The following is a 21,476-nucleotide window of genomic DNA, read 5'->3' on the forward strand; positions in this document are numbered from 1 at the left end:
AATGAATTCATGAGAAACAATATATTACTCCTGGCCCTGATTATCCTGATGTTCAGCGGTTGCTCCAAGTTCCTGGACCGCCCGCTGGAGAACCAGGCCCAGGCTACCAATATAGATTATAAAGACCTGTCGCTTATGTATCAGCCAGTGTCTGGCGTGTACAGAACTGCGGCCAGCGGTACTTTTGCGAAGTGGATCAGCGTGGCTATCAGATCGGAGCGTAGTGATGATATAGAACCGGGTAATGATGATGCCGGACAGGTTGCCATTCATAATTATCAGAGTGATGTGACGGTGAAAAGCTACTGGGGCATCAATGATATGTGGATCAGCATGTACAGTGTTGTGCTGGGGGCAAACAGTGCCCTGGATGAGCTGGAGAAGTTCGGGAAGAATATATCTGCCAGTGATGCTGCCAATCTCAAACTCCTCGCCCAGTACCAGGCTGAGGTACGCTATTTCCGCGCGCTTGCGCACTTCTGGCTTTGCAGGACCTTTGGCGCTGTTCCCATCCTGGGAATAGAGAGCAATGATCCCACCACCCTGGGAGATGCTTCCAAGAGCAGTATTGAAGACGTAAAGAAGCATATCATAGAAGAAATGGATTTCTGTATTGCTAACCTGGAAGATGCCAGCCCTGCCGCTGCCAAACGCGTAGGAAGCGTTACAAAATACACTGCGTTGATGCTGAAAGCCAAAGCAGCTATGGACCTGGCGGGTAATGATAATGGAAGCGCTTACTGGGATGTAGTGCTGGAGAGTACAAACCAGATCATCAACAGCGGTAAGTTCTCCCTGTTTGCTGATTACTACCAGTTGTTTAAGAAACCCGGGAAAATGTGCAATGAATCGCTGCTGGAACTGCAGTATTCCGACTTCGGTAAATCAACCGGTGATATAGTTATTTCCGGCGGACCAGGTGAAGAATGGGGGAATTTCTTCTTTTTCCAGGGACCTGAAAATACTTACAGCAGCGTAATTACGGGACCAGGATGGATGGTGCCAACACAAAAGGCGGTGGATTTTCTTAAATCCCGCAACGACAGCATCCGTTTAAAAACCACTATCCAGTATTGTGGTGTGAACGGCGATCCTGCTACATATGCCGTTACTCCGGATGGAGATACCGTTTCCGGTAATGCGTCCAGGAAGAAATATTTCAATGGCAAGTCGTATTTCCCACGCTCTCAGATGACCCCTGACAGGGTAGATTACTATGGCGCGAATAACAATATCAGGGTTATGCGTTATGCAGAGGTGTTGTTAATGAATGCGGAAGCGAAGATACGCAAAGGTCAGAACGGAGATGCGCAGGTAAATGAAGTGAGACAACGTGTGAAGCTGGCGCCATTGTCGCAGGTAACTTTACAGCAATTGCTGGAAGAGCGCCATGCAGAGCTGATCTGCGAGTGGTGGGGAGAGCGGTTCAACGACCTGTTGAGAACTGATCAGGCAGCTGCTGTATTACCAGGATTCGTAAAGGGCCCAAGTGACTATATTCCCATTCCGCAGGCCCAGGAAGATGTAAACCCAAAGCTTAAATAAATTTATAATGAAGATCAGTGTTTTGTTTAAAATTACCACATGCATCCTGACCGGGTGCATGTGGTGTGGAGTAGTGCAGGCGCAGGCATCTAAAAGCAAGAAGAAATGGATACTGGCCTGGAAAGATGAGTTTAATTACAATGGCCTTCCTGACAGCAGCAGGTGGAGTTACCAGACCGGCCGGTCCGGCTGGGGTAACAATGAACTCCAGCACTACACCAATGCGGATACCGGTAATGCCAATGTGAAAGATGGTATCCTGTACATCACTGCCCGGAATACGGGAGAAGGTGAGAATAAATATACTTCTGCCAGGCTGGTTACACAGTATAAGGGTGATTGGAAATATGGCAAACTGGAGGTGAGAGCCAGGCTGCCGAAGGGGCGCGGACTGTGGCCCGCCATATGGATGCTGCCAACGGAAAATAAATACGGAGGATGGCCGGCCAGTGGAGAAATAGATGTAATGGAGCATGTGGGATATATGAAGGATAGTATTTTCGGTAGCCTGCACAGCAAATCCTATAACCACGTTATTGGAACGCAAAAGACAAAGGGGGTATTCATCAGCAATCCATATGATCAGTTTCATATCTATACAGTAGAATGGACGCCGGATGCTATTACTTTTCTATTGGATAATAAGGTTTACTACCACGTGGCGAACGAGCATAAAACTTATGCTGAATGGCCATTTGATAAGAAATTCTTCCTGTTGCTGAATATAGCTGTAGGCGGTAACTGGGGTGGCAAGGAAGGAATTGATGAAAGTGTTTTTCCTTCTGCCATGGAGGTGGATTATGTGAGAATGTACAAGCTGGCCAGGTAATGAGGCTTAATATCTCAAATTAAAAACAGTTATTACGTATGGCCGAAATGGAAGAACAGGATGAGAGAACATCATTCGATGCAATAGTTGTGGGCAGTGGTATCAGTGGCGGCTGGGCTGCAAAGGAATTGTGTGAGAAAGGATTGAAAACGCTGGTGCTGGAGCGGGGCAGGGATGTTAGGCATATAAAAGACTATCCTACTGCCAATACTCCTGTATGGGAGTTTAAATACAGGGGCGCGTTGCCTAAAAGTGTGCTGGAAGCCAATCCCTATATAAGCAGGGCTGCGGGTTATGATGCATCTACTGCACATTTTTTTGTGAAAGATGCAGATCATCCCTATATCCAGGAGAAACCGTTTGAATGGATAAGAGGGTACCAGGTTGGTGGAAAATCTTTGATCTGGGGGCGTGCCTGCGCGCGCTGGAGTGAAATGGACTTTACAGCACCCCACAGGTACGGTTATGGGATAGAATGGCCTATTGGCTATGATGATATTGCTCCCTGGTATAGTCATGTAGAGAAATTTATTGGTGTTTGCGGAACAAAAGCCGGCATACCCACTATGCCGGATGGTGAGTTCCTGCCTGCCTTTGAATTAAATTGTGTGGAAGAGCATCTGCAACAGGTGCTGGCCGAAAAATTTAACCGGCACTACGAATCAGGCAGATGGGCGCAGGTTACACAGCCGCGGGAAGTACATAAAGAACAGAACAGGCAATGCCTGAGCAGGAATTTATGTATGCGTGGTTGCCCGTTTGGCGGGTATTTCAGTTCTAATTCCTCTACGTTGCCGTGGGCTGAGAAAACGGGTAATCTTACAGTACGCCCTCATTCTGTTGTACATTCTGTTATTTACGATGAAGCATCCGGCGGGGCAACAGGTGTAAAAGTGATTGATGCCAAAACAAAGAAGGAAATTGTGTTTCATGCAAAGGTGATCTTCCTGAATGCCTCCGCATTGAATACAAATCTGATCCTGCTTAATTCTGTGTCCCGCCGTTTCCCGAAAGGATTGGGGAATGATAACGGGTTGCTGGGGAAGTATATCTGCTTTCACAATTACAGGGCGGGCATGAGTGGTGAATTTGATGGCTTTGAAGATAAGTACTATAAAGTGTCAAAGCCGGCAGAATGTATTATTCCGAATTTCAGGAACGTGTATAAACAGGATACTGACTTTGTGGGGGGATATGTGATTTTCAGTGCCGCATACAGAGAGAGGTTAAGCGATCGTAATATCCCTGCTCCCCTGGGCGCTTCGTTCAAAGAGGCTATCAGTCAACCGGGAAAATGGGGCGCTTACATGTATATGCAGGGAGAAACTATACCAAAGGAAAGCAATCATGTAAGGCTGAGCAAAGATAAAAAAGATGAATGGGGTATTCCTTTACTGATCACATCTGTTGATTATGATGAGAATGACGATAAAATGGTGAAGGATTTTCTTGAACAGGGCAGAGCTATGCTGGAAGCCGCCGGCGCGAAGAATATCCGGGTGAGCGATAATCATCAGCCACCGGGGCTTGATATTCATGAAATGGGTGGTGTGCGCATGGGAAAGGACCCTGCCAGTTCCCTGCTTAATGAGTGGAACCAGTTGCACCTTTGCAGGAATGTGTTTGTAACGGATGGCGCCTGTATGACCAGTACCGGTAATCAGAGCCCTTCTATTCTCTATATGTCGTTAACTGCACGTGCTGCCAGCTATGCAGCAGACCAATTAAAGAAAGGAGTGTTGTAAGTGATAAAAGAACTCTATCTTTTAAATGATCTTTCTCTTTAAAAAATCCAGAATGACAGGAGCGATCTCTTCGAAGTGACTTTCCAGCAATTTGTGACCTGCGTCTAAGATATGGATCTCGGCATCGGGGATATCTCTCTTGTAACATGGCGCTTCAGCTACGCTGTAAAAGGCGTCGTATTTTCCCCAAATGACGAGGGTAGGGGGCTGGAAGCTGCGAAAGAACTCCTGGAATTCAGGGAAGTATGCCCTGTTATTCCTGTTTAAGATATTTTTTTATGTTCAGAAGCGTTCGCTAAAATTGATAAACTGATCCTGAGCGTTGGGTGCTTATTTAATATTTCGGCTCCCGGTTTTCTATATGCGCCATCAAACGTTCAACTAAAATGTATACTCTTGTATAGGGATTGCATTCAACCGGCTTTTTCCCCGAATGATATTTTTCAAGAGAATGTCCACGTGTTATAGCCTTATTGACATTCCCTTTTGTATGTATCATTTCGCAAATAGCAGTATCATTTTTGGTATATTCTGTTTTTAGCACTTTGGTGAGCCTTTCGAAATATACCCTTCTGCCAAGGGCAGATTCAAGATCTCCGAAATGAAGAACAAACCAAAGCTCAAAACATTCATTGGAATGACCGCTTTCAATTCCTTTTTGGCTGGCAAGAGCTATTGCTTTATCATAATCTTTAAAATCATCTTTATCAAAGACCGCCCAAACTTCACTATATGGAGGGATATTCCGATTTTTTTTACGTTGTTCGCGGAGTTCTACCGCCCTTTTTACTACAGCAACTGTATCTCTACTGTATCCTTTGGCTTCCACACTCACCATCTTATTTGGAAGATGTGTTGCGAGATAATTGAAATAAAGAACTTCTGTTTCTGTTCCCTGGCTTACAATTAAGTAATACTTGCGCTCTTCCTTGCTGTTGACAACTGGTACAATAGGTTTGGAGGCAGTAAGTTCAGCAAGCATTTGATTGAAACTTAATTCCTTCTTTTTACTCTTTGCCATTCTTTAGAAAATTTTCAAGGTTTTCAATAAAAGGAATACCACCATATTTGCCTTCCAGATAGTTTTTAGCAAAAGGAGTCTCTTTACGAACGGTTTTGTATTCAGCAAGGTTTGTTACATTGGTTGCAACAAAATTGTCTTTCTCTACAATATAGATCTGATCCCGCCTTAATAATTCATGATCTACCACTGCAATGTCGTGGCTTGCAGCTAGTAATTGAGAGCCACTGTTCACAAGTTCACTATTGAAAAGACCAATGATTGCTTTTGTTAGCAAGGTATGAAACCGGGCGTCAAGTTCATCAATGACAACAAAATGTCCGTTTTTTATTGAATATAATATTGCTCCAAGAAAATTGTAAAATTTCTTAGTACCCTCAGATTCGTATGTTGACATATCGAACGACTCTTCTCCAGCTATTTTCCCTTCGCTATCATAAACATGGTGACGAGCAAAAACACGGCTATGGTTATCAGCATCTGAGTTGTTAGTAGATAATACCCTACGTTTCTGAAGATCTTCTTTTTGCGCATCCATGAATTTCACCACGTTCACTGACTTAATTCCCAGGTCAGCGTGGGCCATTAAACTATTGATCAGTTCTTTATATTCAGGCTTTTCAAAAAGTTCATTTGTTCTGTTTTTATAAGCATGATCATTTAATCCGTGGATCGTGACCATTTCATGAAACCATTTGTATATTTCCTTTGCCAGAGGGACATTCCATTGATCCGCTACAGAAAGGAATAATACGTTTTCGTTGCATTTGTTTTCAAGCCCTTCCGAGTTTTGAAATTTTTTAAAATTTATCTTAAAATCCTGCTTTATTCTGAGATATACAGGGGATTGAGTTGTTTTTTTGACTTCGAGTAACCACTCTGTTTGAATCATTTCCTTGTCAGCTTCAAAACCATATCTATACCGTTTGTTATTCACAATAAACTCCGCTTCAAATATAGATGGCTGCCCCACAGTTTCCGTATTGAGTTTAAACGGCTGTATGGGTAAAGTACTGGTGCTGTGATAAGATGTTGATTTTAATATTAACGATCTGTATGTCACAAAAGCATCCAGTATTTTTGATTTACCACTCGCGTTAGCACCATAGAGCAAAATTGTCTTCAACAATTTTGCTCCAATTTTTTCAATAACGTTGGTATTTTGATGGTCACCTATACTGGTGGCCTCGAAGTTGATAACTAAAGGTTTTTTTATGGATTTATAATTACCTACCTTGAAATACACAAGCATATAAACGGATTTCCTGCAAAATACACTTATTTTTACTAGCGTTATTTATTTGTTTTTATGTTTTTTGCAGAAAAGCTGCAAATTTATTTATTTTTTTATCAAAAGACTTTCCTGGTCTTTATCCGATTTAGTAAGATGTTATTCCGTTTTATCTATTCTTAAAATAGGGTTTTATTCAGTCTCATATTAATAATTATACTCAAAATGCAACACCAGGAATTTGAACCTCCTGAAGAGCTACAGGATACCATAAAGTGCTTTTGGTATGACAGAAGGGACTTTGGAGATGTGCAATCAAGTTTTGAGGTATTACCAGATGGCTATGCCGAAATTATTTTTCATTTCGGGAGCGCCTGTAGTATTTCTTATAATGGAGGCTTACAGTCATTGCCATCACCATTTATGGTGGGGCTGCTGAATCAGCCTGTACTTTTTTATACGCAGAACCGGTTAGAGATCATTGGTATAAGATGCTTTCCCTGGACTGTGTTTGACTTGCTGGGATTACCATCCGGTAAAGACGGAGTGCGCATATTTGAGCATCCTATAGCCCAGCTTCAATCTGCGTTGGATGAGTGTATTCATGCCGGTAGGATAGAGGAGGCGATGGTATTGGTAAAGGCGTATTTTCTGAATGCACGGTCGCACATTGCAGTTGACAGCATGTTATTCAAAGCGGGGATTGCTATGAGGGAAGCAAAGGGCACTATGCCGGTAAGCCAGGTGGCAGCAGCCGCTCATGCTACGGTGCGTACACTGGAAAGGAACTTCAAGCAATCTTCCGGCCATACTGTGAAAGATGTGTCAGGCCTGATGCGCTTTGAGCAGGCGCGAAACCAATTATGGCTTTACCCGGATTCAAACATTGCCGGCCTGGCTCATGAGCTGGGCTATACGGACCAATCTCACCTGAGCAGGGAGTTTAAACGTTACAGCGGCACTACGCCCGCGGCGTTTGCACGAAGAGCAAAGAAAGGGAAAAAGGTTGTGAGCAAAGAATTTGTCGCGTTTATACAATCCTGAAGCTGATGCTTTCCGGAGCTTTGTGTCTCAATCATTTTATATGAAAGTTATACACGAAAGCGCGGAACCGGCACAAGATCATTCTATTTATGATGTAATTATTTCCGGCGCAGGACCTGTAGGCCTATTCCTGGCCTGCGAACTGGCCCTGGCCCAATGTTCGGTCCTTATACTGGAAAAGGCGGAAAACCCGCAATCACCATTAAAGCAACTTCCCTTCGGCATACGGGGACTCTCAGCGCCTACCATTGAAGCGCTTTACCGTCGCGGGTTGTTAGATGAACTGGAGGTGCCTAAGCGCCTGAAAGACCCCTTTGGTAATTCAGCTTCTGCACAATCACCGGCACCTCCGCGCCCGGGAGGACACTTCGCAGGCATTCAATATCATTATGGGAATATTGACACCTCACAATGGGGGTACCGCCTGCCCAGCTCGACCGATACCCATTTGTTGTCTGAACTGGGAGAGCTGGAGTCTGTACTGGCCCGCCGCGCAGAAGCTCTGGGAGCAGAGATCAGGCGTGGGCTTGCCGTTACAGAATTTCATCAGACAGGGGACGGGGTGACTGTTTTGTCGGGCGACAGGTCTTTTAAAGGCAAATGGCTGGTAGGATGCGATGGAAGCCGTAGTGTTGTGCGAAAGGCCGGCGGTTTTGAATTTGCCGGTACAGAACCGGAATTTACCGGTTATTCTGCCAAAGTGGACATTGCTGACCCGGAGAAGCTCAAGCCGGGCAGGAACATGACGCCGACAGGCATGTATTTCCAATCCCAGCCGGGTTACCTGGTCATGCAGGATTTTGATGGAGGGGCATTTCATCATGCAGAAAAGCCTGTCACCCTTGAACACCTGCAGGAGTTATTACGCCGTATCTCAGGCACGGATGTTACTATCAGCGCCCTGCATATTGCCACCACATGGACGGACAGGGCAAGGCAGGCTACAACGTACCGCAACGGACGGGTACTTTTAGCGGGAGATGCAGCGCATATCCATTCGCCGTTAGGAGGCCAGGGACTTAATCTTGGATTGGGCGATGCCATGAACCTGGGCTGGAAGCTTGCAGCAACTATCCGGGACAGAGCGCCGGAAGGCTTGCTGGATAGCTACCAGACTGAAAGGCATTCCATTGGTGCCCAGGTCCTGGATTGGTCAAGAGCGCAGGTTGTAATTATGAAACCAAACCCCCATGCCCGGGCATTGAATGCAATTATACGCGACCTCATAAATACACGCGATGGAGCTACCTATATTGCGGGAAGGGTATCTGGTGTTTTCACACACTATAACCTTGATGGCAGCCACCCCCTGACAGGACACAGTGTGCCCAATTTTGAATTTGAAGATGGTGTAAGGATTGGCGGGTTAATGCACGATGGCAGGGGGATACTGCTTGATTTTGATATGAATGCTTCACTTAAAATACAGGCGGGTGAATATGGAGACAGTGTCAGGTATATTACGGGCAGTGTAAAAGAGAGGTTAGGTGTAAGCGCTTTACTGATACGTCCTGATGGGATCATTGCCTGGGCTTCTGACAAGGACCCGGATTGCAATGAGTTTCAACGGGCTGTTGCCCGCTGGTTTGAAAGAAATAGTTTACATCGTTAAAGTCCGGGTTATAATAAGTGGGTGATTTTTTTATATATTCGTGAAAATCGAAAATAACCCACTTAACCTATGCTTAAAAAAATTCTTCCGTTATTCCCGCTTTTTTTAATCACTAACGTTCAGGCACAAACATGTAACTGCAAAGAAAGCTATCAATGGGTAAAAAAGACCTTTGAAGAGAATGATGCAGGATATGCTTATATTCTTAAAACAAAGGGACAGCAGGCATATGAGCTTCATAATGGATTGACCTTAAAAAAGGTTGAGAAGATAACTCAACTGGACGATTGCCTGGAAGAACTGAAAAACTGGGTCAGATTTTTCAGAACTGACCATTTCCGGTTTACAAAGACGAAAGAGGCGATCAGCGTCCAGGAAGCTGCCGGAAACTCTAAGCCTGTCAGGGATAGTCAATTCAGCCCTGAAGAGTTTAAAAAGTATCTGTCAGGAAAAAAGACAATTGAAGACATTGAAGGTATCTGGGAAACAAGAGGAAGTACTGTTGCTATAAAAAAGCATGATGGCGAATACAGGGGGATCACTTTAAGCGCTGTTGCTCCTGCCTGGAAAGCCGGAGATACGAAGTTTGTAATTAAAGCTGACCTGAAGTCCGGTACCCGCTACCTGAGCAATTTTCAACCGAAGCAGGTAGATAAGGTCCGTGTATTGGGGAAAAGTGTTTTGCAACTTGACGACCTCATATTAAAAAGAGTGCTTCCTGGTGTAGCTGACGATAAGGGTGCGGAGGAATATTATTTAGTAAAAACGGCTACGTCTCCTTTTGGATATAAACGTGATAGTAGTACCGTCTACGTTCATATTAATTCGTTCAATTATGAGAATAAGAAGGCCATTGACAGCTTACTGAAGGCTTTACATAATACTATCGTTTCAACCCCCAATCTCATCATTGATCTGAGAGATTGCCAGGGTGGGTCAGATGTCAGCATGGAGAAGATCATTCCATACCTGTATACTAATCCGATGAGGTCTGTTATGGCGGAATTCTATTCTACACCGCTTAATAACCGGATATGGGAAGAGTTGTCCAAAAGGGCTGATGCGGATAAAGAAGAGCAGGAAACATATGGGAAAATAGCCAGTTTAATGAAGAGCAAAGTTGGGCAGTTTGTAAATATTTTCGGAAAGGATGTGGAGGAGACGAACCTGGATACGATATACGAAAATCCCAGAAGCGTTGGTATCATTATTCATGAGAATAACTTCAGTACGACAGAGGAGTTTATATTAAAGGCCAAGCAAAGTAAGAAAGTCAAATTCTTCGGACGTAAGACGGGGGGAGCGCTGGATGTTTCCAATATGATTGAGGCTGTTGCGCCTCAGGGCAATTTTGTATTTGAATATTGTATTTCACGCTCGTTGCGCATCCCGGAATTCCCTGTAGATGATATGGGCATTCACCCTGATTTTTATCTGGATAAGTCTATCCCGGAGAATGAATGGGTAAATTATACTTCGAAGATATTGAACTATAGCAGGCGGGCACATTAATGAATAAAGGTGAGCCGTCCAGGCAAGTAAATTGAGCCATAAGGGAAAGTGCTTATAGGGTGTAGAAGCTGATCTTTGTGTTGTTAATCATTAAAATAAAAACGATGACAACAATAACAAAGATAGCTTTGGGTAAGAACGGACCGCTTGTGTCTAAACTGGGATTAGGATGTATGCGCATGTCTCCTACCTGGGGAGGCAAGGCAAATGATGAAAATGAAAGTATTGCCACTATACAGGAGGCATTGGACAATGGCATTAATTTTTTGAATACAGGGGACTTCTATGGCAGCGGTCACAATGAATTGCTTATCAGCAAAGCTATTAAGGGGAGAAGGGATGATGCCTTTATAAGTGTTAAGTTTGGAGGGATCTTTTATGGTAGCCAATGGCTTGGCCTGGACCTGCGTCCTATGGCTATCAGGAATTTCATCAATTATTCCCTGGTACGTCTGGGTATAGATACTATCGATCTTTATCAGCCGTGCAGGCTTGACAACAGTGTTCCGGTGGAAGATGTGATCGGCACTATAGCTGACCTGATCAAAGAAGGAAAGGTGCGTTACCTGGGCGTTTCTGAAATAACTGCAGATCAGTTGCGTAAGGCAAACAGTATTCATCCTGTAGCGGCATTGGAGATAGCTTATTCGCTGGCAGACCGGCAGATAGAGAAAGACCTGCTTCCTACGGCTAAAGAACTGGGTATAGGGGTTGTGGCATTTGCTAATACGGCAGAAGGATTATTAACAGGGGAGATGAAAGCTCCTCTTCCCGCCAATGCTTACCAAAATCACTTTTCGCGTTTCCAGGGAGAGAACCTTGTAAAGAACCTGGAAAAAGTGGAAGTATTAAAGCAAATGGCGAAGGAGAAAGGGCATACTGCAACGCAACTGGCCATTGCCTGGGTGAATGCGCAGGGTGATCATATTATGCCATTGGTGAGTATGAGCAGGAGAACCCGGTTGCCGGAAAACATACAGGCTATGGGAATTGAGTTCACTCCTGAAGAGATGAATACACTTAACACGCATTTTTCACAGGGGGCGATACTGGGAGGTACATACCTGCAAAGGTAGTGGGCTGTTTTATATCTTTGTATAATGACAAATCCAGCTGAAATAATTCCCGGGGTCTTCTTTTTCTCGTATTACTCAACTATGAGAAAGGAAAAGGTTGCCTTCCTGGAGCATAATACCCTGGTGATGCAGGTTGCGGGCCGTTTTACACTTGAGACTGCCAACGGGAGCATCTCAATGGAAGCAGGAGAAATGCTGCTGATACAAAAGAATCAACTGGCAGAAATTACCAAGACTCCTTTGGATGGCGGGGATTATCAAACTATTGTCATCAGTTTGCAGGAAGATCTGCTCAGGAAGATTGCGCTTGAGGAGCAGATTGAGATAGGACGGAAGTACTCGGGTCCGAGTAACATTCTTATTCCCGGGAACGATTTTCTGCGCGCATTCTTTCAATCGGTGCTTCCTTATGTTCATCACCCGGAGGAAAAAGTAACAAAGGCGGTGGGTATCTTAAAGGTGAAAGAGGCGATGTATCTTCTCCTGAATACGATGCCTGAGCTTAAGGAATTGTTATTCGATTTTTCGGAGCCCTATAAGATAGACCTGGAGAAATTCATGCTCCGCAATTTCCATTACAACATCCCTGTTGAGAAATTTGCGCGGCTGACAGGAAGGAGTCTTGCGGGGTTCAAACGTGATTTTCAGAAAATATTCGGGATAGCGCCCCGGCAGTGGTTGCTGGAAAAGAGGTTAGCGGAGGCGCGGCATCTTATAGAGAAAAAGAACAAGAAGCCGTCTGCGATCTACCTGGACCTGGGGTTTGAAAGCCTGTCTCATTTTTCGCATTCCTTTAAGAAGAGGTATGGCAAGGCGCCTACGGAGTGGCAGATTTAGAAAAGCCGCATAAATCGTACGATTTATGCGGCTTTTTTGTTGTGGGGAGGTTATTCTGCTCCATCTGTCTTTGCTCTTTGGATTGCATAGTCGCCCACATTTCTTCCTACTACCAGTCCTACTCCGCAATCGCTTTTATTGTAGTGAATTCCGCCATAGAACCTGGATTTAGCGGCTTCTTCCGCCATGGCATCATAAGCTGCGGCCCTTTCGGGAATAATATGTCCCAGCAGCCTGGAAGCCGCGCCGCTAAAGGTTGAATGCCCTGATATATATGATGGGAAATTCGGAACGCCTGTAAGTGTCTTTATTTTGGGATTCATCTGGCAGGGGCGGGGATTGAAGTAGTAAAACTTGGTATCCCAGCAAACGATGGCAGCATCCATTTCAGCCATGGCGAGAAGCGCCATATTGCGCGCCCAGCGAACTTCACTGAAGTCCTTTTTGATGAAGTCTTCAGCTGCGATTGCCATCCAGTGACCGGGCGGTGTATAGGTACCGACGCCGTCAGCCCAGAAATGTATGATACGTATCTCTTCCCGGGTTGGATTTGAAGTCTGGTTATATACTTCTTCGACTTCTGCTTTCATCTCATCGCCGGAGGTTGAGGGTGGGGGACCGGGGCGCAATGCGATAACTGTCAGTGAATCGAAAAGGAAGGGTTTTACTTTTCCGAATAAAGGCAGCATAGGAGGACGTTTGGGTGTTTCAAGGCTTTTCCATGGGATCTCTCCTTTTGCGATACAATCGTCTTCCATTTGTTGCCATAGCGCAGCGTTGCCGACAGCGGCACCAGCCCTGTCGCCTCTTGCCCTTGTCACAAATTTCTGCGCTACTGCTTTGCCAAGAGCTTCGCCGGCTTCTATGTCGCTACGAACATTAGCGCCTGCAATAATGCGGGACCGTTTGTGCTCTTCGACCTTTTGCTGGATAAAATCCTGATCGCCGGGAAAAAGCAGCTTCATCATTTCTGCTGCTGCTCCTGCCAGTACTGCATCTTCCGAAGGATAAGAAGGAAGATCGGATTTAGGGATAAGTACATTCAATGTACTATCCACTTTATAAGGAGCAGGGCGGTTGTATAAAGTTTTGTAATACCAGGCTGCGATGAGCGCATCGTATTGCGCAGCTGCTACGTAAGCGTAGGCTCTTGCTGCATAGGGTGGATTGGCAAACGGGAATTGGGGATATGCCAGGGGATTGGCAGCGCTGGGTACCGGATAGGTGCCATCTTCATTCTGGTAAGGAGGCAGGTTATGTTTGGCTACCAGTTCACGCAGGATCTCGTTCCACCGTAGTACGGCGCCTGCACTCCAGTATTTTACTATTCTTTTTTCTTCGCTGGTCAGGTTTGCCTGCCAGTCTTTTATTTCATTGACCTGCGCAATATAATCAGGGGTTGTAGTAGCTCCCGGAGCGGCTACTGCAAATTCTGATGGTGATGTAAGCAGTACCGGCTTCCATGTTCCGGCATTGAGATCGATGTTGGAGGGCGAAAGAGATGGAATATTATCTGTTCGTCCTTCTATATCCTTATTACAGGCGATAAAGACCATAGTTGCCAGTGCCAGAGCGATAGCGGCGTAAAAATTTATCCTCTTCATATCAGTTAGCGTTTGAGGTTGGTACAGGAGATTTTGACTTCCGTGAAAAGTCAAGAATATAAAAAACGGAGCCGTAGACTGTAGTTGCCTGTCCTACATTTCTACCGGCAACAGTAGTATTGCCACCTGCTACAATTGACATTTGCGGCAGGGGAGGGAGGACATATTTAAAGTTTGTACCGACCGTAGTTGCGTTCATCCTGTTGCTGGGAAAAGGCATGTTATTGCGGGTAATGTCAAAGCCGCCCAGGGTGGTCCACTGGTTTACTACAGCTTCCGCTATCCACCGTTGATTTCTGAAGCCGGCACGGAAATTATAATTGGCGGCATTGGGCATTTCTACCTCATTGGTATTATGCATTTCGGTAGTATAATAAGATTCGCGATCTATTTTAATATTATCCCTGAGCAGGTATGTGGCAGAAGCTGTGGCAAAAAAGCCTTTCCACTTGTAATCTACCATCAGTCTTGCCAGCGCTGTTTTGCTATGCAGCCCGATGGAGAGCGGGAGGTAATCAGGCGTATAATTGCTTAAAGGGAAAGATACTCCGGCAATACCCAGGACAGATAATTTTCCGTTACCCAGTTCTTTTTGAAAGGGCCGCCATTTGAGGAAGAGGCTAAGATCCTGGATACCGTCCATGCCTTGCAAAGTTCCGGCAGATGCTTTTGTTTTTACATATGGGGCGCCGAAAAGTACGCTTAACTTCTTCGTGATCCCATAGTTGCCCATTACGGTAACCATCTGTGTGGATATGGTCCCCAGGTTTTTATTGTCTCTTTTCCTTGTCCCTTCCCAGTAGTTTTTCCAGCTACTGTAGCTATACATAGGGCCTATGCAAAATTCATTCTTCGACATCATGAGCGCGTCGATATCTGTTTGCGCAGATAATGAGAAGGGCAATATCATGGCAAATAATAACATTGCCGCCATGGCCATTCGCATGGTTAATTTTTTCATTGTTCAATAGATTTTGGTCGTTAAATCTCATAGATAGGGCAGTTGCAATAACGTAAACTATCGTTCCATCAGAGATGAAAAATAATTGATGATGTGGTTGTTAGCCCAATTTTAGCATATATAAATAAACGTTTTTACTAATTCATTGTTCCCCCGTAAGATGTTAAGAAATATAATAAACTGAGATTGCAGTTCAAAGAAAGAATATAGCCCCGAACTTTTATTACATAATAATAACTCATTTTTTGATAGTATTGTTTAACCCTGTTAAATTTTGCATAGTTCGGGGCTGAGAAAAAAAGACAGGATTATTTGTTATAAAACGAATTTTTTTAATTTGTTTTGAATACAACTTTGTAACTGGCGCAATTGAAACTGGTTAATCAGCAACTATTTATAAACCTCAATATAAACCCTATGGCGTGATGTATTAGAAGAGGAGTACTGTACTTTTTTTTAATAAGATTCCCTTTTTGTTCGTCGCAAAAGCATGTGTCATTAAGGCTGTACAATTAAAGGCGACATTTAATTACTTTTGATATATGTAAAAAAAAATTATGATTGACATTGCGCTAATAGTAATTAAAACTGATAAACTACAGGAACAGCATGACTTCTATTCCATGCTGGGTTTTCAGTTTGAATATCATAAGCATGGTAGTGGTCCCTATCATTATACCAGTCATGATAGTAAGGCAGTGCTTGAAATATACCCGTTACCTAAAGGTGTTTCAGAACCGGATAATACAACCAGGCTGGGATTTACGGTCGAAGACCTGGACCTGGTAATTGGCAATCTTAAGTCAAGCGGCATTAGGATATCTGAACCTGCTCAAACTGAGTGGGGATATACTGTTATTGTTCATGATTGTGATGGTAGAAAAATAGAATTGACAGAGAAGTTTAAAAAATAACAATATACTGCAAGGAATAAATTTAATAACCCTTGCCCGTGAACCAGTTATAGCCTTCTATCTTTTTATATTCAGCAGGAACGGAGTTAAGTTGCCTTAAGACTTTATAATTGCTGCCATATGGCCTGTGGTCAGATACGATGAGTTTCCCGGTTTTTTGCTCTTTATTGTTTTTCTCATAAGAGATATATTCCACAGTATCTACTGTTTCATTATTCCACCTGTATTTGTAGAGATCTGTTTCACCCGGTTGTCCGTAACATACTCCGCGGATAATATGTTCTTCAGGAGAGAATGTGGGATTTATGAATTCGATGTTGTTGGAAAAGGACCTGTTATCTGATCTCAGTAAATAAACATTGCTGAAAGCTTTCAGGCAACAGCCGGAACTACCATACCTGTTTACAACGAAGTCTTTTAAATTATCTCCGTTGATGTCGCGGATGGTATCGCCGGTATATTCAAGGTGTGATTCGCTGTGTGAAAGCACCTGTTGAAAGCCATTGCCTGTTTTTGCGAAAATGTTGATATAGATTAAATCCGGTGTATATCTTCTGATGATTAAATGAGGATGTTCCTTTGTAAATATAAAGCCGCTGTTTATGCGGATATGTACCTGGAAGGAGCTATCAGGCATCGTAGCTATATACTCTTTTTTGAATGTTTCATTGTGTATGTCCTGCGCACAAATTTTTACGGCTTCCTGTAAGATACTGTCAAGCCTTATACTGTCAATGTTTTGCGGCTTTTCTTCATCAATGGTAGTTTTTGAGACATTGTTACCGTTGGAAACGATGGTCTTCTTTTTGTCAGACTGTGTACATGCACCTAATAGTATAATGGTTACAATGGCAAGTATGGCAGCAGGCAATTTCATATGTTCAGGAGGTTATGTAATTCCGGCAAAAGTAAGGGTCAGAAGTCACTCAGGCAATAGCTAAATGTGATGATATAACTTTCAGGGAGATTCTTTATATTTAAATGAAATCAAGCCGTTATGAATACCTGTGAAGTCAGGAAACAAGATGTTAAAGGCAGATCAGTTGCCGCTCTTCTCATGGGGAGAGGATAAAGCTACTGTACTGAAAGGGGAGATTGATGAATTGGAGCGAAGCATTATAAAGGATCAGGCAATTAAAATCATGTGGTTATACGAAATCTGTTAAATTGCGTATTGCTCTTTTCGTATAGATATTATAGCTTTGCCAGTTCGTGAATTCTGAGTCTCTTTTCAACAACCCTGGCTTATACCAATAAATCGCCTATGCGTAGGATCAATCCCTTTTCAACTATCATAAGAAATTTTAATATTTTCAGGCTGTTGCTGCTGTTACTCTTTGCCTGTGCGTTGCAGGCCGGGAAGGTAATGGCGCAGTCCCCTTCAATTACATCCGTGAAAAAGCCTCTTACGGCCATCTATAAGGAGGGAGATGTCCTCACCTTTACAGTAAATTTCAGTGAGTCTGTAATAGTGAATACCGGGGGAGGCGTTCCTTACCTGGAGTTGCTCATTGGTGCTCAGACGAAGCGGGCAGTTTACTCAGGCGGCAGCGGTTCCAGCAGCCTTACATTTGTTTATACAGTAGTTAATAATGACCTGGATGCTGACGGGGTTAGCCTGGGCGCCATATTAGAATTGAATGGCGGTACTATCCAGGATGTTGACGGCAACAATGCAGATGTAGTGCCCGTGAACATGGATAGTAATATTGTTTATGTGGATGCTGTTCCTCCATCAGTGGTGGCGGTAAATGTGCCGGCCCCCCGTTATTATAAAGCGGGAGAAATCCTCAGTTTCCAGGTGGTTTTTAGCGAAAATGTTATCAGCAGTGTTGTCAGCGGCCGGGCTTATATAGAAGTTACGATAGGCAGCTCCGTGGTACGGGCTACGCTTTTCAGCCAAACAGGCAACTCGCTTACATTCAGGTATACGGTGGCAAGCGCTGACAGGGACGTAGATGGTATTACCCCTGGCAATACTATCGTATTAAATGGGACGACTATCGTAGATATAGCGGGGAATGCTGTACAACCTGGATTGCAGAATGTGGGAAGTACCAGCGGTGTGCTCATATTGGACCGTCCTGCTACAAACATATCCGGGGCGATAAAACTGAACGCCCCCTGGACGGCGTCTATTACATTCGGAGATCCTGTAACGGGTTTTGACATAACAGACATAACGGGTTCCAACGCTACTTACAGTAATTTACAGACCAGCGACAATATCACGTATACGGTGCTGGTAAAACCGATCTCTGATGGAGGAGTGAGTGTGGAGGTTCCTGCTGATGTTGCCTTTAATGCTGCCGGCCTTGGTAATACACAGGTCAGGCTTAGTTATTATTATGACGCCACACCACCTGCTATCACATCAATAGATGTACCGGCAAACGGTGCTTACAAGACTGGTGATGTGCTAAACTTTACCGTACATTTCAGTGAGGAAGTACGGCTATTCCGTACACCTGTCAGGGCCACACTGCCTTTGATCATTGGCTCGACCCCGGTAGAGGCAGCCTATACAGGCGGGCAGGGTACAAGTGTTTTTACTTTCGCCTATACTGTGCAGAGTGGTGAAATGGACCTTGATGGTATTGCTGTGGGGAGTGCAATTTTAATGAATGGAGATCGCTTCACCGACGTTACCAGCAACGACTTAATAACCACGGTGAATAATGTGGGTAGTACTTCCAATGTATTCGTGAATACTGCGACGCCGGGTGTTAGCCTGAGCACTACTGCCCCGGCAGTTGTCAATTCACCATTTACTGTTATCCTCACTTTTACAGAAGCTGTGACAGGGCTGAACGTAGCAGAGATCAGCGCGGGGAGCGCTACCGTCAGCAATCTTCAAACTTCCGATAACCTCACTTATACGGCATTGATCACACCAACTACAGACGGACCGGTGAATGTGTCATTGCCGGCAGGAGTAGCAGTAAATTCTGCCAGCACTGGTAACACTGCCTCCAATACCATTTCAGTTAATTATGACGGAACACCGCCGCAGATTGCCGGAGGTCAGCATTTCAGCATACTTCAGGTCAGCGCTGCCGGTACAAATGTGGGTACTGTAAGTGCAACGCCAGCTCCGTTGCTGAACTGGACCATTGCGACAGATGGCGCTGGCGGTGCGTTTGTTATAGATGCCAGCGGAGTGATCAAAGTACAGAACAGCACTATCCTTAATACGCTGGCAGGTACTACTGTTACACTAGGGGTTACTGTAAGCGACGGCTTAAATACCAGCGGTATAGTACCAGTGACTATTGATGTACAGCTGGTGAACCAGGCGCCGACGCTGGACCCGGTACAGGATGTAGTACTCTGTGCGAATACAGCTACCCATACTATTCAGCTGACCGGCGCCTCTGCTACTGAGCCAGGCCAAACCTATACGATCACCGCTGTTGCGGACCAGCCTTTCTTTGATGCGTTGAGCGTCAACAGTTCTGCTGTACTCAGTTACGAGCTGAAACCAAATGTGATATCCGGTAGTACGACCGTCACCGTTACCATACAGGATAATGGTGGCACCGCCAGCGGCGGAGCAGATGTTCTGCGCCGCACTTTTACGATTACTGTAAATAGCCTTCCTGTCATTTCGATTGGCAGTGATAAAGGTGCTTCAATTACGGGAGGAGAAGTGGTTCATCTTACGGCCTCTGCAGGAGTGGGGAACTATACCTACAGCTGGGCAGATGCAGCTGGTATTATAAGCGGTAAGCAGGAGCCTGTACTGGAAGTAAAGCCACTGGTAAGTACTACTTACCATGTGACAGTTACCAGCAGCGAGGGTTGTATCAATACGGCAGCCTTTCCGCTGGAGGTATCCGGTACACTTGGCATTGAGGCAACAAATATCCTGACCCCAAATGGTGATGGCATAAATGATAAATGGGTGGTAAAGAACCTGGAATTGTACCCGGACAATGAGGTGAAGATCTACGATCGTGCAGGGCGTATGGTGTACAACCGGAAGAATTACAGTAATGACTGGGATGGCAGGGTGAATGGCAATCCGCTAGGAGAAGGTACCTACTATTATTTCATTACTATTAAAGGAGAGCTCAAATTGAAAGGCTTTATCACAATAGTGCTTCGCCGCTATTGATTTTAGAGTGACCTGATCATAAAACTCTATTCAGCCATGAAAGCCATTGTATTATCCTTTATCCTTTTAGTCCTTATTATATCAGCCTATGCGCAAACTTTCCCTGAAAATGTAGGTGATATACCTTTTGACAGCCTGCAGGACGATCCGTCGTTTGTTGTATGTAATCCTAAACAGGTGTTTCAATATTATAATACGGGATCTTACTATAAAGATCATAAAAAGGAGATCATAAAATACCTGCTTGATAATTTCAGGACGGAGGATAGTTTCAATGACCAGAACGGATTTCTTACCGTGAGGTTTATTATTAATTGTAATGGCCATACCGGTCGTTTTCGCCTGTTAGAGATAGATAATGATTATCAGCCTATTCATTTCAGGGAAGCGTTATCACAGCAGTTACTCAGCCTGGTAAAACAAGTGAGAGGGTGGCAGCCGGCGGTTTATAAGGAGAAGGTATATGACAGTTATCAGTATATCACTTTCCGTATACGGAATGGTAAAATAATAAGTATCAGCCCATGAAGAATATGTATCTGCTCCTGCTTTTCTGTTTTGTAAGCCTTACTTCCAGGGCACAGGAAAATTGTGATATTTATACGGATTCTCTCTGCAGGCTTGCCTGTAAATTATCCGGCCTGGCCAGCAGTTTTCCGCAGGGTTCCCGGAACAGCCAGGTATATCTTGACAGTGCTATAAGGTTATGCCCGGAGAGGGCAGAGGCATGGCGTGAAATAAGTGTTCCTTACCTGAAAAGGGGGGATTTTGCGACCTGGCGTAAGTATCTTGATAAAGCAGTAGCACTGCAGCCTGGCAGGGTGCTGGATGTAAGGGGATGGTGCCGGTTCAAATTCCTGAGAGATTATGAAGGCGCTCTTGAGGACCTGAAGAGGTTTGACAGCTTAACTCACTTTGCTTCCAAACATACGGGAGATGGTACTTACAGCTTGTATGTTGTAATGGCATTGTGTGAGCGGGAGTTAGGTAATTATTCCAGTGCAGCGCTTTATTTCTCTAAAGGTATTGATAGTATTTTCTACACAAAAGGGAAAGATTTTATAGGGTTGTTCGACTTTTTACACAGGGCTGTATTGAAGCTGAGACAGCAGGATTATGCAGGTGCTTTATCGGACCTTGATCAACAGGAAAAATTGTGCAGGAATTATGTGGAGACCAGTTATTATAAAGGAATAGTTTACCGTTCTCTTGGGAAACATAAGCTGGCGAGAAAGCAGTTTGAAAATGCGGCACGTTTGTATAAGGAAGGGTTTCACCTGTCTGATGTTTATTGTGAGATGCCGGATGCAGTGTATCCTTCAGATATAGAGGAAGCATTAATGGAGCGAAGGCATTAATTCAGGATTTGATAACTTTATATTGTTTGATGATATAAGGTAATATCATTAAATTCGATACTTCACCTAA

The 21,476-nt window shown here is 44.3% G+C and carries 18 protein-coding genes; 13 read left to right on the plus strand and 5 right to left on the minus strand.

The window, feature by feature from the left end:
- The first annotated feature begins 9 nt into the window (after positions 1 to 9).
- The 4 genes from GO493_RS08925 (at position 10) to GO493_RS08940 (ending at position 4,386) form a co-directional block, all read left to right on the plus strand.
- A complete protein-coding gene (locus tag GO493_RS08925) occupies positions 10 to 1,545 on the plus strand; it encodes a RagB/SusD family nutrient uptake outer membrane protein (RefSeq protein ID WP_157305800.1) in 1,536 nt (511 codons plus the stop codon).
- Between the two features lie 7 nt (positions 1,546 to 1,552).
- Positions 1,553 to 2,374, plus strand: coding sequence for a glycoside hydrolase family 16 protein (locus GO493_RS08930; protein ID WP_157305801.1), 822 nt, complete (start codon positions 1,553 to 1,555; stop codon positions 2,372 to 2,374).
- 38 nt (positions 2,375 to 2,412) lie between these two features.
- Positions 2,413 to 4,119 (plus strand): GMC oxidoreductase, encoded by a 1,707-nt coding sequence (locus tag GO493_RS08935; RefSeq protein ID WP_157305802.1) that lies wholly within the window; start codon positions 2,413 to 2,415, stop codon positions 4,117 to 4,119.
- Between the two features lie 111 nt (positions 4,120 to 4,230).
- Positions 4,231 to 4,386 (plus strand): hypothetical protein, encoded by a 156-nt coding sequence (locus GO493_RS08940; protein WP_157305803.1) that lies wholly within the window; start codon positions 4,231 to 4,233, stop codon positions 4,384 to 4,386.
- A 67-nt stretch (positions 4,387 to 4,453) separates the two neighbouring features.
- Here the strand turns inward: GO493_RS08940 and GO493_RS08945 are convergent, their stop codons facing one another.
- Together GO493_RS08945 and GO493_RS08950 are read right to left on the minus strand one after the other, a co-directional pair.
- Positions 4,454 to 5,140 (minus strand): RloB family protein, encoded by a 687-nt coding sequence (locus GO493_RS08945; protein ID WP_157305804.1) that lies wholly within the window; start codon positions 5,138 to 5,140, stop codon positions 4,454 to 4,456.
- Entirely contained in the window at positions 5,127 to 6,392 is a 1,266-nt protein-coding gene (locus tag GO493_RS08950) for an AAA family ATPase (protein WP_157305805.1), read from the minus strand. The genes GO493_RS08945 and GO493_RS08950 overlap by 14 nt, the downstream gene beginning before the upstream one ends.
- 204 nt (positions 6,393 to 6,596) lie before the next feature.
- Between GO493_RS08950 and GO493_RS08955 the strand changes: the two genes are divergently transcribed.
- From GO493_RS08955 to GO493_RS08975, 5 genes are all read left to right on the plus strand, one after another.
- Positions 6,597 to 7,415 carry a helix-turn-helix domain-containing protein gene (locus GO493_RS08955; protein ID WP_157305806.1) on the plus strand — a complete coding sequence of 273 codons (819 nt, stop codon included), beginning with the start codon at positions 6,597 to 6,599 and terminating at the stop codon, positions 7,413 to 7,415.
- 40 nt (positions 7,416 to 7,455) lie between these two features.
- Positions 7,456 to 9,027: an FAD-dependent monooxygenase gene (locus GO493_RS08960; RefSeq protein WP_157305807.1), complete on the plus strand. Its 1,572-nt coding sequence runs from the start codon at positions 7,456 to 7,458 to the stop codon at positions 9,025 to 9,027.
- A 69-nt stretch (positions 9,028 to 9,096) separates the two neighbouring features.
- Positions 9,097 to 10,539 (plus strand): S41 family peptidase, encoded by a 1,443-nt coding sequence (locus tag GO493_RS08965; RefSeq protein WP_157305808.1) that lies wholly within the window; start codon positions 9,097 to 9,099, stop codon positions 10,537 to 10,539.
- Positions 10,540 to 10,643: 104 nt separating this feature from the next.
- Positions 10,644 to 11,615 (plus strand): aldo/keto reductase, encoded by a 972-nt coding sequence (locus GO493_RS08970; RefSeq protein WP_157305809.1) that lies wholly within the window; start codon positions 10,644 to 10,646, stop codon positions 11,613 to 11,615.
- A gap of 81 nt (positions 11,616 to 11,696) precedes the next feature.
- Positions 11,697 to 12,452 (plus strand): helix-turn-helix domain-containing protein, encoded by a 756-nt coding sequence (locus GO493_RS08975; protein ID WP_232538797.1) that lies wholly within the window; start codon positions 11,697 to 11,699, stop codon positions 12,450 to 12,452.
- A gap of 50 nt (positions 12,453 to 12,502) precedes the next feature.
- On the opposite strand, the gene GO493_RS08980 is transcribed toward GO493_RS08975, so the two are convergent.
- Together GO493_RS08980 and GO493_RS08985 are read right to left on the minus strand one after the other, a co-directional pair.
- Positions 12,503 to 14,056, minus strand: coding sequence for a phosphatase PAP2 family protein (locus tag GO493_RS08980; RefSeq protein WP_157305811.1), 1,554 nt, complete (start codon positions 14,054 to 14,056; stop codon positions 12,503 to 12,505).
- A gap of 1 nt (position 14,057) precedes the next feature.
- Positions 14,058 to 15,017: a transporter gene (locus tag GO493_RS08985; protein WP_157305812.1), complete on the minus strand. Its 960-nt coding sequence runs from the start codon at positions 15,015 to 15,017 to the stop codon at positions 14,058 to 14,060.
- Between the two features lie 557 nt (positions 15,018 to 15,574).
- Between GO493_RS08985 and GO493_RS08990 the strand changes: the two genes are divergently transcribed.
- Complete coding sequence (locus tag GO493_RS08990) at positions 15,575 to 15,931, plus strand: VOC family protein (RefSeq protein ID WP_157305813.1); 357 nt, start codon at positions 15,575 to 15,577, stop codon at positions 15,929 to 15,931.
- A gap of 22 nt (positions 15,932 to 15,953) precedes the next feature.
- Here GO493_RS08990 and GO493_RS08995 read toward each other — a convergent pair whose 3' ends face one another.
- Positions 15,954 to 16,808 (minus strand): hypothetical protein, encoded by an 855-nt coding sequence (locus GO493_RS08995; RefSeq protein WP_157305814.1) that lies wholly within the window; start codon positions 16,806 to 16,808, stop codon positions 15,954 to 15,956.
- Positions 16,809 to 17,195: 387 nt separating this feature from the next.
- Between GO493_RS08995 and GO493_RS09000 the strand changes: the two genes are divergently transcribed.
- The 3 genes from GO493_RS09000 to GO493_RS09010 are packed head-to-tail and all read left to right on the plus strand — an operon-like array spanning position 17,196 to position 21,406.
- Positions 17,196 to 20,048: a T9SS type B sorting domain-containing protein gene (locus GO493_RS09000; protein WP_157305815.1), complete on the plus strand. Its 2,853-nt coding sequence runs from the start codon at positions 17,196 to 17,198 to the stop codon at positions 20,046 to 20,048.
- Positions 20,049 to 20,084: 36 nt separating this feature from the next.
- Positions 20,085 to 20,576 carry a hypothetical protein gene (locus GO493_RS09005; RefSeq protein WP_157305816.1) on the plus strand — a complete coding sequence of 164 codons (492 nt, stop codon included), beginning with the start codon at positions 20,085 to 20,087 and terminating at the stop codon, positions 20,574 to 20,576.
- Complete coding sequence (locus GO493_RS09010; protein ID WP_157305817.1) at positions 20,573 to 21,406, plus strand: tetratricopeptide repeat protein; 834 nt, start codon at positions 20,573 to 20,575, stop codon at positions 21,404 to 21,406. Before GO493_RS09005 ends, GO493_RS09010 begins: the two co-directional genes overlap by 4 nt.
- Positions 21,407 to 21,476: the final 70 nt, after the last annotated feature.

Origin of the sequence: Chitinophaga tropicalis (assembly GCF_009758205.1) — a bacterium.
GTDB lineage: Bacteria > Bacteroidota > Bacteroidia > Chitinophagales > Chitinophagaceae > Chitinophaga > Chitinophaga tropicalis.